We start from the raw sequence: 16367 nt of genomic DNA on the forward strand, positions 1-16367 counted from the left end.
GAAAATGTTGATGCGGTCAGCCATATCTGGTTGAATATCCGCATTCAAAGCGATATCAGCGCTGATAAAGGTTTGAGCGTATTCACGCAAGAGGCGGAGCCCGATATGACACTGCAAAATCAGATTAAAGCGTGGGTTTTAATGCTCGCCCTGTTCATTTTATTCATGTGGGTATTTCGCGGCATTCTTTTGCCGTTCATCGCCGGGATGATTCTTGCCTATTTGCTCGACCCCGTTGCTGACCTTTTGGAGAAGATCAAATTCTCGCGGTTTTGGGCAACATTGACCATTTTGGTGGTCGCCGTGGCTTTGTTTGTCGGCCTGTTCTTGTTCATCGTGCCGCCTTTGGTGCAGCAAATGATCGGGTTGATTGAAAAACTGCCGGGCTATATTTTGCAATTGCAGACATATGCCACCCAATATGCACCAACATTTTATGAACAGATTGGCGAACGCCTTGGCGTCGAACGGGCAGCTGAGTTCGAAAAGTGGCTCAATCAACTCTTAAATCAAAGTGTAGGGTTTCTTGTTGATATCTCTACGCGGGTGGCGCAAAGCAGCCTTACATTGCTCAATGCTCTTGGTCTGATGATTGTGACGCCGGTTGTTGCTTTCTATTTATTGCTGGATTGGGATACGACGGTTAAGCGCGTTGATGAGCTTTTGCCTCGTTCGCACAGAACTGAAATACGAGAAGTCTTCCAAGACATCGATAAGGCCATGGCTGGTTTTATTCGCGGGCAAAGTTCTGTTGTGCTTATTCTCGCGGCATTTTACGCAACGTCGCTAACGCTTGTGGGCTTAAACTTTGGCCTAGCGATTGGCCTTGCGGCCGGGTTCTTTAGTTTTATCCCTTACGTTGGGTTTGTGGTGGGTTTCTTGCTTTCGATGGGCGTTGCCATTGTTCAGTTCTGGCCGGATTGGTTTATGGTGAGCCTTGTTTTCGGTATCTTCATGGTCGGCCAGTTTATTGAAGGCAATATCCTTTATCCCAAACTTGTGGGGCGCTCTATTGGTGTTCACGCCGTGTGGCTGATGTTTGCATTGTTCGCATTTGCGTCGCTTTTTGGCGCAGTTGGTGTGCTGCTTGCGGTGCCAATGGCTGCCATTGCTGGTGTTTTGGGACGCTTTGCCGTTAAGAAATATTTGGAAAGCCCACTTTATGAGCCAATTGCTGATGTGCCCGAGAGCAAAATAAAAGAGCTGACGGAGCCAGAAGAAGGCTCACCCAACTAGCGCATGGCAAACGACATCAACAAACCAAATACGACACAACAGTTGGTCCTTGATTTGCCGGTAGAAACGGCGATGGGCGAAGCGGACTTTGTTGTTGGGGCTGGTAACAAGCAGGCATATGACCATTTGTTGGTGACTAATGATTGGCCAGCTCAGGTTTCCATTTTGTACGGGTCTGCGAAGTCAGGCAAAACGCATCTCGCCGGTATTTGGGCAAAACATATGGATGCTCGTCGCCTATCGAAAGGCGATGAATGGCCTGAATATTTGGAAACCGATTTGTTGGTCGAAAATGCTGATCTATTATGGATGGGTGAGGTGTCGCTTTTCAATCTTTTGAACCAAGCCATGCGCTCAGATTTTCGGGTTGTGCTTACGGCCGCAAAACATCCCAATGAATGGGATTTGCAAACGGATGATGTGCGGTCGCGCCTTCGGCTGGCCCATTCGGTCGAAATAGCGGCTTTGGATGATGCGCATCTAATGCATTTATTTGTGAAGCTATTTGATGACCGTCAAGTGCAAGTCGATCCGTCGTTGATAAGCTATGTGATGCCACGGATGGAACGTTCGCCTGCCAATGTCGTTGCCCTTGTTCAAAAGATGGACGAATTGGCGCTTTCGCGCGGCAAGGCGATCACCAAGCGCGTGGCGGCAGAGGCCATGGAGCAGCTTGCGAAAGAGTGAGTGATTGGGCCCACTGTAACTTAACTGCCATAAACCTGATCTAAAGGTATGGATTACATGATATTTTGCGCTGTAAGAGCGCCAACTTGAGGCAATAAAATGGACAATGTCGCACCAGAGCAATTAGCACCAGAGGCCAGTTCTCTTTGGGAAAGTCCAGCGCGCTTCGTCAATAGAGAAGTATCTTGGCTGCAGTTTAACATGCGGGTTCTGGAAGAGGCGGGCAATCTTGCCCATCCACTATTGGAACGTTTGCGGTTCGTCTCGATTTCAGCGAGCAATTTAGACGAGTTTTTCATGGTGCGTGTTGCCGGATTGAAGGGGCAATTACGGGCAGGGGTCACCCGTCTTAGTGCAGACGGCATGACGGCCGGTGAACAATTGGATGAAATAACGGCACTAGCGCAGCATCTACATCTCGAACAGCAGGACAATTGGCAAGATATTCGCGAGGCGCTTGAAGGCGAGAATATTGTCTTGCACAATACCGACGAACTTTCTTCAGAACAGATTGAGTATTTGGAGCAAATGTTCAAGGAAGAGATTTTTCCGGTTCTGACGCCGATGGCGGTTGATCCCGCACATCCGTTCCCCTTTATTCCCAATTTGGGTTTTTCCCTTGCTTTTGAACTTCAACGGCCCGGTGAGGATGACTCACTAACTGCACTTGTTCGCGTGCCGAACAATGTTAGTCGATTCGTGCATTTGCCAGAAGAATTAACCAGCGGCAAACGCATTGAGATGGTGACCATCGAAACCCTCATCAATCTGTTTTTTGAGAGTTTGTTTCCCGGTTATGAAGTAATCGGTTCAGGCGCGTTCCGGGTTATTCGTGATAGCGAAATGGAAATTGATGACGAGGCGGAAGACCTTGTTGTGGAATTTGAATCGGCGTTGCGGCAGCGTCGACGCGGGCAAGTGATCCGTTTGGAAATCCAACGGTCGATGCCGCGCAAATTGCGTAAGCGCATTGCTGAGGAATTGCATGTAGGTCAAGAAGACACGTTCGAAGTTGAAGGGTTCTTGGCACTGGCCGATGCTTCAAATATTTGCGATGTTGATCGTCCAGACCTCAAGTTCAAGCCTTTCAATGCGCGTTTTCCTGAGCGGGTACGGGATCATTCGGGTGATTGTTTTGCTGCGATCAAGCAAAAAGATATTGTGGTCCACCACCCTTACGAAAGCTTTGATATTGTTGCTCAATTTTTGATGCAGGCGGCAAGCGACCCTGATGTGGTGGCCATCAAACAGACGCTTTATCGTACATCCAACAATTCCCCAATTGTTAAGGCGCTCATTCAAGCGGCAGAGGCGGGCAAGTCCGTGACCGCGCTTGTTGAACTCAAAGCCCGCTTTGATGAAGAAGCGAACATTCGTTGGGCGCGTGATTTAGAACGTGCAGGCGTACAGGTGGTGTTTGGATTTATTGAGTGGAAGACCCACGCGAAACTCAGCCAAGTTGTTCGACGGGAGAAAAAGGGCAAATTGGTTTCATATTGCCACATTGGCACCGGCAATTATCACCCAATTACGGCCAAGATTTACACAGATTTGAGCTATTTCACGTCGGATCAAACAATCACGCGTGAAGTTGCGCGGGTGTTCAACTTTATCACTGGTTATGCTCGCCCCACAGCGCTTGATTGCATTTCTGTTTCGCCCATGTTTTTGCGCACCAAATTGCTTCAACATATCGAACAAGAAATTGAACATGCCAAGGCAGGGGAGCCTGCCAATATTTGGTTCAAGATGAACTCTCTGGTGGATCCACAAATTATTGATGCGCTTTACTTGGCATCTCAGGCAGGGGTTCAAATCGATCTGGTTGTACGCGGTATTTGCTGCCTACGGCCCGGTATCCCAGGCTTTTCAGACAATATTCGAGTGAAGAGCATCGTTGGACGTTTTCTGGAACATTCACGCATATACTGTTTTGGACAGGGCCACGAATTGCCGTCGCGCAAGGCGGCTGTTTACATTTCGTCAGCAGACTTAATGCCCCGCAATCTTGATGGTCGTGTGGAAGTGCTGGTGCCGTTATACAACAAAACGGTGCATAAACAGGTACTTGACCGAATAATGGTCGCCAATATCAATGATAATCAACAAAGTTGGGAAGTGCTGCCGGATGGCACTTCGCGCCGAATCGAGCCACAAGAGGATGAGGTTGTGTTCAACGCACACAATTATTTCATGACCAATCCGAGCCTATCTGGTCGTGGTAGTGCGTCTGTGACAGACGGGCATGTTGATGAGGAAGATGATTGATCAAATCATTTGTTAAGTCGCTAAAAACACCGGCGGCGCAGGGGCGAATTTCAGACGGCAAACCAATTGCTGTGCTTGATGTGGGTTCAAACTCGGTCCGTTTGGTGATTTACGAGCGACATGTTCGTGCTCTTACGCCAATTTACAACGAAAAAGTTGCCTGTGGGCTAGGGCGCGGCATTGGCGAAACCGGCGCACTTGCGCAGGAGAATGTTGATCGCGCTTTGATTGCCATGCGCCGATTTGCACTGGTGTGCGAACTCAGCAAAGTGGGGGCGTTGCACATTCTGGCAACCGCTGCGACGCGGGACGCCAGCAATGGTGCGATGTTTATTGAAGCCGTTGAGGAAATAATGGGCGCATCTGTGCGCATACTTTCCGGCGAAGAAGAAGCTCATTTTGCAGCCCTGGGCACAATCGCAGGTATGCCACGCCAAACCGGCATGTTGGGTGATTTCGGTGGCGGTAGTCTAGAGCTGGCCATCGTGGACGGGGAAGCGCCAATAAGCGGCGAAACCCACCCCTTGGGGGCCATTCGCCTGCAAGAGGACAGCGATGGCTCTCCCGTTAAAGCCTACAAACTTGCTTGTGAACGTCTCAAGCAATCGGCTTTACTCGAAGAACAACATGGACCCGAATTCGTAGCCATTGGTGGCACTTGGCGGGCGCTCGCCAAGGTGCATCAGCAGGAAAATGATTATCCATTGTCGATGATACAGGGCTATCGGGTTGATGCAGATAGCATCATTGAATTGTGCAAAAAAATCATTGAGTTGGCGGACAAGAATGAAGCAATTTCATCTGTCCAAGGCCTTTCTTCTAACCGGAAAGAATTGCTTTCTTTTGGTGCTGCTGCCCTTCAAGCTGTGTTGGAGTTAGGCAAGTTCTCATCGGTGAAGTTTTCCGCTTTGGGCGTTCGTGAGGGTTATTTGTTTGGCCAGCTCGATGGTGCGGAACAAAAGATTGATCCGCTCATACAGTCTTGTGAGGATCTATCAATCTTGAGGTCGCGTTCGCCCCAACATGCGCAGGACTTGATCAAATTTACCAGTCAGTTTTTTGAGGCGGTGGGCAAAAAAGAAAACAGGACACAAACGCAGTTGCGTGAAGCTGCCTGCTATCTTTCGGACATTTCGTGGCGAGGCCATGCTGATTATCGCGGCGCGCAAGCCGTTGATGCGGTTGTGTTTGGCTCATTTGTTGGTGTTGACCATTTAGGCCGTGCCCATTTGGCCCGTACGTTGGCCGTTCGATATATGGGTTTGAAGCGCAAACATATTGACGATGAGATATTTGAGCTCTGCACGCCCAAATATGCAGAACACGCTGATTTGCTAGGTGCGCTGTTTCGGGTGGCATATTTGTTGTCGGCAGCTTTACCCAATGTGCTGCCAACAATGGAATGGCGCATGGAAGACGAAGAGCTGCATTTGATACTTCCAGACGGTATGGAAGTTTTAGCGGCGGAAAAAACGATCCGCCGCCTCAATCAGTTGGCCGCTTTTATGGGTGTCGAAGCCAAAATACTCACTGCGAAAACGGCCTAAAGGTCAATTTCGATCGGGACTATGCCCTCTGGGGTGGCGCCCAACGCCATTTTTCCGTGCTTTATGGCGAGTGCTTTGTCGCCGAAAACATTCCGGCGCCATCCTGAAAGCGCACGCACATCTGCTTCATCATCCAAAACGATGGAATCGATATCGTCGCTGCTTGCAATGATGCGGGGCGCGACGCCTTCACCTTCACTTACCGCTTTGAGCAAAACACGAAGTAAATCGCCGATCGCACCTTTAGGTGATGGTCCATTTGGCTTGCGTGGCACACTGGGCAAATCGTCCTTATCGATGGACTGCACTTCAGTGACGATCTTGATGATTTCTTCTGCGGATGATGAGCGCCCAAATCCCTTAGAAAAAGACCGCAGTCGGTCAAAGGCTTTAGCCGAGGTGGGTTGTTGTTGCGCCAATTCGTAAACGGCGTCGTCTTTGACCACCCGACCGCGAGGCACGTCTTGCTGCTGCGCTTTGGTTTCACGCCATGCAGCTAGTCTTTTCATCATCGCCAAATCGCGGGGCCGATTGACTTTCATCTTTAGTCGCTTCCACGCGTCCTCAGGCTGCACAAGATATTTATGCTTATCCATCAACGCGTTAAGTTCATCTTCAATCCAGGCGTGACGTTGCTTTTTGTCCAACAAGTCCAAAATATGGAGATAACAATCGCGCAGATGGGTAACGTCGCCAATTGCATAGGTGAGTTGTTTGTCAGTTAGCGGGCGGTGTGACCAATTGGTAAACCGTGAACTTTTGTCGAGTTGCGTGCCGGTGATTTGGCGCACCAAATTATCGTAAGAAACACTGTCGCCAAACCCACAAACGGCCGCTGCAACTTGGCTATCAAACACTGGTTGGGGTGCTTCGCCGGAAAGTTTTACAAATATCTCGATGTCTTGCTTAGCGGCGTGGAATACTTTTACGACTGATTTATCTTGGAACAATTCAAACATCGGCGACAGGTCAATATTGTCAGCCATCGGGTCAACAATGACCGCATCTTCTGGTGTTGCCATTTGAACCAAACATAGAATTGGCCAGTAGGTTGTTTCGCGCAAAAACTCTGTATCGACAGTAACAAAGTCAAAGGTTTTTGCTGCATTGCAGAAGTCTGCCAAGTCCTTTGTGGACGTGATGATTTTCATATTGTTCTTTTTATCCAGATCGACGTTTGAAACGGTCTTGTTTTTGGGGTAATGAGTGACAAGCTAGTGTGCGGTTTTTGAGCAAAGTTGCAAGCCTTGATGTGCGATCATCACAACGATGATCCATGTTCTTGGGCGACTGTGCTTGACAAACGGCGCACGGCATGCGCTTTTCCGCGCAAAATTTCCAAAACGGATGACCGGGATTGGTATAAAATGCACCGCTATCGTAGCCATACATGCGCAGACCTGCGTAAAACCCATGTTGGTGACACTGTTCGCCTTTCAGGCTGGGTTCACCGTGTTCGAGATCATGGTGGAGTTCTGTTTATTGACCTTCGCGATCACTACGGAATGACACAATGTGTTGTCGATCCTGATTCTGATGCATTCGGATTGGCCGAGACTTTACGCTCCGAATTTGTTGTGCGTCTTGATGGTGAAGTCAAAGAGCGTAGAGACGGCACAGCAAATGCTGATTTGCCGACTGGTGACGTGGAAGTATTCATCCGGGAAGTAGAGGTTCTTGGCGCTTCAAAAGAGCTACCAATGCCTGTGTTCGGAGATCAAGAATATCCTGAGGATATCCGCCTTAAACACCGTTTCTTGGATTTGCGTCGCGAACGTATTCACAACAATATCGTGATGCGCTCAAAAATCATCTCGCATTTGCGTTCGACGATGACAGATCAAGGCTTTATGGAATACCAGACGCCGATTTTGACGGCGTCTAGCCCTGAGGGCGCAAGAGATTTCTTGGTGCCGTCTCGTACGCACCCCGGTAAGTTCTATGCGCTGCCACAGGCACCGCAGCAGTTCAAACAGTTGCTGATGATTTCAGGTTTTGACCGTTATTTCCAAATCGCCCCTTGTTTCCGCGATGAAGATGCACGGGCTGACCGATCACCTGGTGAGTTCTATCAACTCGATATTGAGATGAGCTTTGTTGAGCAAGAAGATGTGTTCCAAGCGATTGAACCTGTATTGCGCGGTGTGTTTGAGAAATTTGGTAAAGGTAAATCTGTTACCCAAACTTTCCCGCGCATTCCCTACGCAGAATCAATGCGCAAATACGGTAACGACAAGCCTGACTTGCGTAACCCAATCGAAATGGAAAGCGTTACCGAACATTTTGCCGGTTCTGGCTTTGGCGTTTTTGCCAATCAGATTGCTAACGATCCTAAAGTTGAAGTTTGGGCTATTCCAGCACCAACTGGCGGTTCACGCGCGTTTTGTGACCGGATGAACAAATGGGCGCAAGGCGAAGGGCAACCTGGTCTTGGCTATATCTTCTTTAGAGACGGTGAGGGCGCAGGCCCTATTGCTAAGAATATTGGTCCAGAACGTACTTTGGCCATGCGGGATCAACTTGGCCTTAAAGACGGCGACGCTGTGTTCTTTGCCTGTGGCGTGCCATCCAAGTTTGTTAGCTTTGCGGGCGCAGCGCGCACCAAAGTCGGAACAGATTTGAAATTGATCGATGAGGATCGCTTCGATCTTTGTTGGATTGTCGATTTCCCCATGTTTGAGTGGAATGAAGACGAAAAGCGCGTCGACTTTTCGCACAACCCATTCTCCATGCCGCAAGGTGGCCTTGAAGCACTGGAAAACCAAGATCCATTGACGATCAATGCATACCAGTATGACATTGTGTGTAACGGATTTGAGTTGAGCTCTGGCGCTATCCGGAATCACCGTCCAGAAATCATGAAGAAGGCATTTGATCTCGCCGGTTATGACGAGAGCATTCTTTATGAGAAATTTGGCGGCATGCTTCGCGCGATGGAATTCGGCGCTCCGCCGCATGGCGGAATTGCACCGGGAATCGATAGGATTGTGATGTTGTTGTGTGGCGAAGAGAACCTTCGTGAAGTCACGGCATTCCCCATGAATCAGCAAGCGGAAGACTTGTTGATGGGCGCGCCATCTGACGTATCTGCTCGTCAGTTGCGAGAATTAAGCATTCGACTGAATCTGCCGACTGAGTAAATCTCGCTAACATATTGAAATTAAATAAAGACGGCGCCCGGTTCATATCGTGGTGCCGTTTTTGGTTAATTCGGTGTTAATCCTCCTTCGCTACAAGAAAACGAAGATAAATCGTTGATGTGTGGCAAAGTTGAAATCTCGAATATCTCATGTATTGATGTTCTTTAGCGCGATACTTGCTTTCGCGCCGGTCATCTCTGTGGATTATCTGCTTGATTCTTATGTTCGCATGCGCGGCATTCATGAACTTAAGATGGATGTAAATTCGATTGTTGAAGACACTCAGCTTTCTGTCGAATCCGCTACGAACACGCTTAAGAGCCTAACAAACAACAGCCCTTCATTGTGTACACCGACATTTTATCGCGCAGCTGCGGTTGAAATGCATAACAACCATATTTTGCGACAATTGATCGTCAATACGACTGATGGCGGGTTGCAATGTGCGCTTTATGGTGACGAATTCAACTATATAGCGATTACTCCCACAATGGGCATGCCCGGTGGGCCGCAGGAAATGACTGTGGTTCGGATGGATGGTAGCGAAATTCCGTTGCTTAAGGTTTCTCTGCGCGTTCGGCCTGGCAAGGAAATTTCGGCATTTGTACCCATAAATGCTCATATGCTCGACCCCGTTCATGGTGGTGTCGAAAAGGCGATCATGACTCGCTTCACATTGTCGAGTGGTCTTGCCATCCATGAATTTGGTGATCCTCTTCGTTTCTTTGATGACCCGCACCCAGACGAGAATTTTCTGTATGTGGAGCAAATGGCTCAAAATGTGCCTATCTCGGTTTCTGCTGCGGTCCCAGTTGACATAATCGCCGCCGAATACGCCGATCTAAATATTGGATTTACGGTTGTGGCCAGTTTGGCTAGCTGCGTGTTCTTGTGGCTTTGTGTTCAATATGTTCGACGCTCTCAAGTGCCGACCTTTGACTTGGAACGCGCCATTAACGATGGTGAGCTGCGGCCGCGTTATCAGCCTGTAATTGACTTGCAAACCGGGCAAATCGCTGGTTGCGAGGTGCTTATTCGATGGGAAAAGCCAAACGGGGAAATTATATCGCCGGGAGCATTTATTGAATATGCGGAATTGAGTGGCTTGGCCATTCCCATGACGCTTTCGATGATGGAGCAGGTTCGCGATGATTTGGAAGATTTGTGTGATCGTTATCCTCACCTCAAAATTGGCATCAATCTATTTGAACGCCATTTCCGCGACGGCTCAATCGTTGAAGATGTTCAGTCGATATTTGGGGCGACAAACATTCGCTATAGCCAGCTCGTGTTTGAAATCACCGAAAGACAACCTCTTTCAGATATAGCTGGTGTGAACGCGATTATTCACGCCTTGCGCGATTTGGGTGCGAAAGTTGCGCTTGATGATGCGGGAACCGGTCATTCCAACTTGGCTTATATTCAAAAGCTGGGGATCGATATCGTTAAAATCGACCGGGTGTTCGTGGAATTGATCAAGCACCGCAATCAACCTGTGCCCGTGGTTGATGCGCTTATTGGTATGGCGTTTGAACTGGGTACTGAGATTATTGCAGAGGGTGTGGAAACAGAAGAGCAGGCATTGTATTTGCGCAAAAAAGGCATCCGCCAGGCGCAAGGCTTTTTGTTCGCGCCAGCGTTGCCAATCGACGCATATCTTGCTCTCGCTGAGCGGATGAATGAGGGGCGCGACCATCTTGAGGAGCCACCCAAAGATGAGCAGATCGATGATCTCGTGAATTTTGAAGATGATGATCAGCTTGATCAGGCTTCTCGAGCAAACGATTCCGCACCAGACGCAGAAGACGCCAAGGCCTCCGATACCGCTGAAGATGCCGGGCTTGAAGGAACCGGGGCCACAGAAGAAAAGCGCGCAGAAACAAAACCTGAAAAAATTGCTGTGAAAAAAGTTGATATCCAAGAAGGTATAAGTCTTGTCGACATTGCTGAATCGGAACTCAACGAAGGAAATAAAGATAAATTCGCCGTTTAAGCAGCTGACCAGTTTCACAAGATATGTCGGATGTGATTTACTACCGAAAATACACGGCAAAGCAAATCTGGTGCTTTTCTTTTCTTCGGTTTAGTGGCAGACCAGAATAGCAATTTAAAGAGGTAAGCCGATGACGCAAGATCCACGCGAAACCCAGAGTTCTATGCGCGAGGCGGCGCTACATTTTCACAAGTACCCGAAACCGGGCAAACTTGAAATTCGCCCCACCAAGCCTTTGGGCAACCAGCGTGATCTAGCTCTTGCTTATTCTCCCGGCGTTGCTGCACCTTGCGAGGAAATTGCCGAGAACCCACATTTGGTTTCAGACTATACTTCACGGGGAAACCTTGTTGGGGTTATTTCAAATGGTACTGCCGTTTTGGGCCTTGGTGCGATTGGTGCTTTAGCGTCGAAACCGGTGATGGAAGGCAAGGCGGTTCTTTTCAAGAAGTTCGCCGGAATTGACGTTTTTGATATCGAAATTGACGAGAATGATCCGCAAAAATTGGTTGAGGTGATTGCGCCGCTAGAACCGACATTTGGCGGGATCAACTTGGAAGACATCAAAGCCCCTGAGTGTTTTGAAGTCGAAGAAGCATTGCGCGAGCGCATGCAGATACCCGTATTTCATGATGACCAGCATGGTACTGCGATTATTGTTGCGGCTGCGGTGATAAATGGTTTGCGGTTGGCCAAGAAGAGCGTTGAGGACGTTAAAATTGTGACGTCTGGAGCAGGGGCCGCGGCTATTGCTTGTTTGAACCTGCTGATCAGCCTTGGTGCCAAACGCGAGAATATTTGGGTTGCGGATCGTGATGGTTTGGTCACCAAGCAGCGCCTGAATTCTATGGATCGTTGGCGGGCTGCATTTGCCCAAGATACCGATAAAACCGCTATGGCAGAGGTCATGGATGATGCAGATGTTTTTATCGGATTGAGCGCTGCTGGCGTATTGAAGCCAGAACTACTGAAGAAGATGGCAGCAAATCCGTTGATAATGGCACTGGCTAATCCGACACCTGAGATTATGCCTGAATTGGCGAAAGAAGCCCGACCTGATGCGATGGTCTGCACGGGGCGTTCAGATTATCCAAATCAAGTGAACAACGTCCTTTGTTTCCCCTTCATGTTCCGTGGAGCGCTTGATGTGGGCGCAACAGCAATCAATGAAGAAATGAAGATGGCTGCGGTTCACGCCATCGCGAAATTGGCGCATGAACCGGCCTTGGAAGCTTCAACAGCGGATGCTGGCTCAACTTTTGGCCCCGAATATCTTATTCCTAACCCGTTTGACCAACGTTTGATTTTGCGCATTGCGCCTGCAGTCGCGAAAGCCGCGATGGATAGTGGTGTAGCGACGCGGCCAATCAAAGATTTTGGCATTTATCATGACACTTTGAACCGTTTCGTATTCCGGTCCGGCATGGTGATGAAGCCAATCATCGATTTGGCGCGATCCAATCCTAAACGTGTTGTTTTTGCTGATGGCGAAGACGAGCGCGTGTTGCGCGCTGCGCAAGTGGTTTTGGAAGATGGCATTGCTAAGCCGATTCTTATTGGCCGTCCGGGTGTGATTGAAAGCCGCATTGAGAAATTTGGCTTGAACTTGGAGGTCGGCAAGGATTTCGAGGTGATCAACCCAGAAGATGACCCTCGTTATCGCGACTATGTTGATTTGTTCCATTCCCTTGTTGGTCGATCAGGTGTGACACCGGATACGGCCCGTACCATTGTGCGGACCAACACAACGGTTATCGGCGCATTAGCCGTGAAACGTGGTGACGCCGACGCCTTGGTTTGCGGTCTGCAAGGCCGATATATTAAGCACGTACGCGACATTAAATCGATCATTGGCATGGTTGAAGGCGCGACCGATGTTTCTGCGCTGTCGATGCTGATCATGCGTCGTGGCGTATTCTTTTTCGCAGATACCTATGTGACAATGGACCCGAGCCCTGAGGAGTTGGTTGAAATCGCTCTTCAAGCGCAGGAGCACTTGAAACGATTCAACATTCAGGCAAAAGCCGCGTTGTTGAGCTATTCTAACTTTGGGTCACGAGACGGCGATTCGTCACATAAGATGCGTCAGACCTATCAAAAATTGAAAGCTGCTGCGCCAGAGATGATTGTAGAAGGCGAAATGCAAGGTGATTTGGCGCTTAGCCAAATGTTGCGTGAACGCTATATCGGGAAAGGTGAATTGGAAGGCGAAGCCAACCTTTTATTGTTCCCGAACCTTGATGCGGCTAACCTTTCAATGACTTTGGTTAAAGAGTTGAACGACGCGCTTTCTGTGGGCCCAATTCTAATGGGAACCGCAAAGCCTGCGCACATTCTTTCACCATCTGTTACCAGCCGGGGCATTGTTAATATGACAGCGGTTGCTGTTTCAGAAGCAGTGGCAGCGGACGCTGAATAACGTCCGCTTTTCTTGATTTATTTCGTTGTCAGATCGACTTCGAACAAGTCGAGAAAATTGTTGTGTTGTTCAATTTGCTCGTCGGAGAAATCGCTAGCCAACGTCCAAGTTATGAACTGGGTCGTAAGGTTTTCGACTGTGGTTATTGTATAGGTAAATACGATATCAACGCCTCGCCAACAACTCCATCATTGGCCTGGGCGATGGTAACTGACGCCATGATTGCTATGAGCGTTGCACCCACTATTTTTCGAATTGCGCTTAAATAAATCATGGAGCGTGTTCCTCAATATCTTTATTGAAATGCAGTTTCTGCGAACGATCTGAGTTTACGTGAATGGATCGAATGAGCTGGGCGTTGGCGTAAAATTTCCATTGCCCTTATGCCGATTTCAAGGTGTTTGCTAACTTGCGTGCGATAGAAATCGCTGGCCATGCCTGGTAATTTGAGTTCGCCGTGCAATGGTTTGTCCGACACGCAGAGCAAGGTGCCATAGGGCACCCGGAAGCGGAAACCGTTGGCGGCAATCGTAGCACTTTCCATGTCTAGAGCGATCGCGCGGGATTGGGAAAGCCGCTGGGCGATTTCGTTTTGATCACGTAATTCCCAATTTCTATTGTCAAATGTCGCCACGGTACCGGTCCGCATAATACGTTTCTTGTCCACTCCGGTAAGTTGGGTGATTTCACCCACTGCTTGCTCCAGCGCTACTTGAACTTCTGCAAGGGCTGGTATTGGCACTGAAATGGGCAGATCATCATCCAGAACGTGATCTTCTCGCACATAGGCGTGCGCCAGCACATAATCGCCAAGGTTTTGAGAATTCCGCAAGCCTGCGCAATGGCCCAACATCGTCCAAGCGTGAGGGCGCAGCACCGCAATATGGTCGGTGATGGTTTTAGCGTTTGATGGGCCGACGCCTATGTTGACCATGGTGATGCCGGACCCATGCTTGGCCTTTAGATGGTAGGCTGGCATTTGCGGCTCACGCGGAGGTTTTTCGCCAGTAGACTCGCCGTTGGCATTTACATTGTGGGTTATCATGTTTCCCGGTTCGACGAACGCGTGATAATCGGGGTGGCCTTCGTCCATCCATTTGTGTGCAAGACGACAGAATTCCTCGATATAGAAACTGTAGTTGGTGAACAGCACGAAGTTTTGGAAGTGCTCTGGCTTGGTGGCTGTGTAATGGGACAAACGATGCAACGAATAGTCCACACGCGGCGCAGTAAAGGCAGCTAGCGGGTAGGGGCCGCCCTTTGGTGGGATGAAGGTGCCGTTGGCGATTTCATCGTCCGTATGGGCCAAATCTGGCACATCGAACATGTCCCGCAATGGAATACCCAATGCATGAATGGCGTCGCCATCCAATGTGGTGGTTGGGTCTAGGGCGAAGTGAACCGGAATTGGGGTTTCAGATTCGCTGATTTGAATTTCGCAATCGTGATTTTTCAGCAATTGTGAGAATTGTTCAGTCAAATAATGCTTGAACAATTCGGGTTCTGTAATGGTTGTTTGATAGATGCCCGGCGAGTGAAGAAAGCCATAGGGCAGATGGGAATCTACTTTTTGGTAGCTATGTGATCTCACGCTCGCTTGAGGATATGTGGCACGAATACGCCCCCCCGGAGGTTTGCCGTTTGAAAGTTCGCGCACTGCGTCACGAATAAACTGCGTGTTCCGGTCATAAATCTTTGCCACATAATCCCGCGCCTTGACGGGGTCGGTGAATGATTTCTTGTCCAATGGGGTGGGGCGAACTATTTCCATTTGATCTCCATTATTGTTCTAAATATCTGATCCGCGAGGTGGTGCGGCAGCACGGTTTCAAAATCATAGCGTTAGAATTCAGACTTGTCTTTATTTCCTCGTGGAAGTTTTTTGAATTCGAGCCGCAAGTTTTTTGATCACAAGAATGTGACGCCTCTTTAAAGATGAGTTTGGTGACCCATATTTAATTCAAGTGGTCGGCAATGCCCTTTGCTGATCACGATGGTCGCCGCTGGATATGTCCCCTTTGCAGCCCTCAACCATGTCTAGCGGCGACCCAAATCTTGACCTCCCACAAATTTTGACTTCCCAATGGCTGGTGCATTCACATGCGCCTGCATTTTTGTTTAGCCATCGCAGACAAGTATTTGCGGTGGTTAAGCGGTGGCTCGACGTTCAGCCTCGATGCTTGCCTGAATGAGGTCTTTTTGCATTAAATCTGCAATCGTGGGCATCATTCTAGAGAATACGGCAGCCATCACCTTTGACATGAAGGTTTTTGGAGTGGCCCTGAAATGCAGCGTAACCTTTGTGTAATCGCCTGCGGGTTCAAGTGTGTACGTGGTGATATATTCTGTGCCACGGCTGAAGGCCTTCACAACGAAAGTGTCTGGCGCATCCATTTGCGTCACTTCCATCTCTTCAGTTGCTTCGCGGCCCATCATGATGCGTGTTTCTCGCACGCGGGAGCCTACGGCAACTGGACCGTCGGTCAGCATTTCGACTTTAAGAATGCCATCGATATAGTTCGCAGCATTGGGGAAGTCAGAAATCACATTAAAAGCGGTTTGTTGATCCGACATGAACTGCTGTGAAACGGTTAAGCTGGGCATTCCAATATTCCTACTCTGGGTACTTTTGGGCCATAAACTGTACGGATTTGGTCACCATTTCTTCTAATATTGATTCATCAATGTCGCTTAGGCGCTTGATGTATAGACAACTTTTGCCGGTTTTGTATTTGCCTATTTTTTCAAGGAGTTCATCATAATCTGAAAATCCACTCATGATGTACAATACTATGTTTGCTTTTCTCGCTGCAAATCCTGAACGCATGAAGTCGCCTTCGCGACCACTTTCATATTTGTAATGATAAGTGCCAAACCCAATAATCGAGGTGCCCCACATTTTGGCCGGTGCGCCGACAATACGTTCCATCATTTCTTTGATTTTAAGGCAATCAAGGCGCTTTGTTTCGTCTTCAATTTGCAAAAGATACGCGTCAACGTCAGCGCTTGTTTCGAGTGTTTTGTTCTGATTTTTTGTCATTTTGGCCCCTCCGAACGCATCAAAACATATCTGTTGG

At 48.8% G+C, this 16367-nt stretch carries 11 protein-coding genes; 7 read left to right on the forward strand and 4 right to left on the reverse strand.

What is annotated here, in order from left to right:
• The 4 genes from ACSHWX_RS11895 to ACSHWX_RS11910 form a co-directional block, all read left to right on the forward strand.
• A partial coding sequence (locus ACSHWX_RS11895) for an AI-2E family transporter (protein WP_435668445.1) occupies positions 1-1236 on the forward strand: 1236 nt, incomplete at its 5' end.
• 3 nt (positions 1237-1239) lie between these two features.
• Positions 1240-1923: a hypothetical protein gene (locus ACSHWX_RS11900; RefSeq protein WP_435668446.1), complete on the forward strand. Its 684-nt coding sequence runs from the start codon at positions 1240-1242 to the stop codon at positions 1921-1923.
• Between the two features lie 99 nt (positions 1924-2022).
• Positions 2023-4191 carry an RNA degradosome polyphosphate kinase gene (locus tag ACSHWX_RS11905; protein ID WP_435668447.1) on the forward strand — a complete coding sequence of 723 codons (2169 nt, stop codon included), beginning with the start codon at positions 2023-2025 and terminating at the stop codon, positions 4189-4191.
• The gene (locus ACSHWX_RS11910) at positions 4188-5738 is read left to right on the forward strand and encodes a Ppx/GppA phosphatase family protein (RefSeq protein WP_435668448.1); all 1551 of its coding nucleotides are present in this window, start codon (positions 4188-4190) and stop codon (positions 5736-5738) included. The genes ACSHWX_RS11905 and ACSHWX_RS11910 overlap by 4 nt, the downstream gene beginning before the upstream one ends.
• Here the strand turns inward: ACSHWX_RS11910 and rnd are convergent.
• Positions 5735-6889 carry a ribonuclease D gene (rnd, locus tag ACSHWX_RS11915; RefSeq protein ID WP_435668449.1) on the reverse strand — a complete coding sequence of 385 codons (1155 nt, stop codon included), beginning with the start codon at positions 6887-6889 and terminating at the stop codon, positions 5735-5737. The genes ACSHWX_RS11910 and rnd overlap by 4 nt on opposite strands.
• A 216-nt stretch (positions 6890-7105) precedes the next feature.
• Here rnd and aspS point away from each other — a divergent pair, with 216 nt between their 5' ends.
• The 3 genes from aspS to ACSHWX_RS11930 all read left to right on the forward strand — a co-directional run bounded on the left by aspS (position 7106) and on the right by ACSHWX_RS11930 (position 13290).
• The gene (gene aspS / locus ACSHWX_RS11920; protein ID WP_435668505.1) at positions 7106-8878 is read left to right on the forward strand and encodes an aspartate--tRNA ligase; all 1773 of its coding nucleotides are present in this window, start codon (positions 7106-7108) and stop codon (positions 8876-8878) included.
• Between the two features lie 130 nt (positions 8879-9008).
• Entirely contained in the window at positions 9009-10871 is a 1863-nt protein-coding gene (locus tag ACSHWX_RS11925; protein ID WP_435668450.1) for an EAL domain-containing protein, read from the forward strand.
• A gap of 130 nt (positions 10872-11001) precedes the next feature.
• Positions 11002-13290: an NADP-dependent malic enzyme gene (locus ACSHWX_RS11930; protein ID WP_435668451.1), complete on the forward strand. Its 2289-nt coding sequence runs from the start codon at positions 11002-11004 to the stop codon at positions 13288-13290.
• 295 nt (positions 13291-13585) lie between these two features.
• Here the strand turns inward: ACSHWX_RS11930 and ACSHWX_RS11935 are convergent, their stop codons facing one another.
• The 3 genes from ACSHWX_RS11935 to ACSHWX_RS11945 form a co-directional block, all read right to left on the reverse strand.
• Entirely contained in the window at positions 13586-15061 is a 1476-nt protein-coding gene (locus tag ACSHWX_RS11935) for an AMP nucleosidase (protein WP_435668452.1), read from the reverse strand.
• Positions 15062-15438: 377 nt separating this feature from the next.
• A complete protein-coding gene (locus ACSHWX_RS11940; protein WP_435668453.1) occupies positions 15439-15894 on the reverse strand; it encodes an SRPBCC family protein in 456 nt (151 codons plus the stop codon).
• Between the two features lie 10 nt (positions 15895-15904).
• Complete coding sequence (locus ACSHWX_RS11945) at positions 15905-16330, reverse strand: DUF1801 domain-containing protein (protein ID WP_435668454.1); 426 nt, start codon at positions 16328-16330, stop codon at positions 15905-15907.
• Positions 16331-16367 lie beyond the last annotated feature (37 nt).

Origin of the sequence: Maritalea sp. (genome assembly GCF_051251695.1) — a bacterium.
GTDB lineage: Bacteria > Pseudomonadota > Alphaproteobacteria > Rhizobiales > Devosiaceae > Maritalea.

Excerpts from the sequence above, each read along its gene's own strand:
- ACSHWX_RS11900 (WP_435668446.1), top strand. The coding sequence starts at position 1,240 with ATGGCAAACGACATCAACAAACCAAATACGACACAACAGTTGGTCCTT.
- ACSHWX_RS11905 (WP_435668447.1), top strand. The coding sequence starts at position 2,023 with ATGGACAATGTCGCACCAGAGCAATTAGCACCAGAGGCCAGTTCTCTT.
- rnd (WP_435668449.1), bottom strand. The coding sequence starts at position 6,889 with ATGAAAATCATCACGTCCACAAAGGACTTGGCAGACTTCTGCAATGCA.
- aspS (WP_435668505.1), top strand. The coding sequence starts at position 7,106 with ATGCACCGCTATCGTAGCCATACATGCGCAGACCTGCGTAAAACCCAT.
- ACSHWX_RS11930 (WP_435668451.1), top strand. The coding sequence starts at position 11,002 with ATGACGCAAGATCCACGCGAAACCCAGAGTTCTATGCGCGAGGCGGCG.
- ACSHWX_RS11935 (WP_435668452.1), bottom strand. The coding sequence starts at position 15,061 with ATGGAAATAGTTCGCCCCACCCCATTGGACAAGAAATCATTCACCGAC.
- ACSHWX_RS11940 (WP_435668453.1), bottom strand. The coding sequence starts at position 15,894 with ATGCCCAGCTTAACCGTTTCACAGCAGTTCATGTCGGATCAACAAACC.
- ACSHWX_RS11945 (WP_435668454.1), bottom strand. The coding sequence starts at position 16,330 with ATGACAAAAAATCAGAACAAAACACTCGAAACAAGCGCTGACGTTGAC.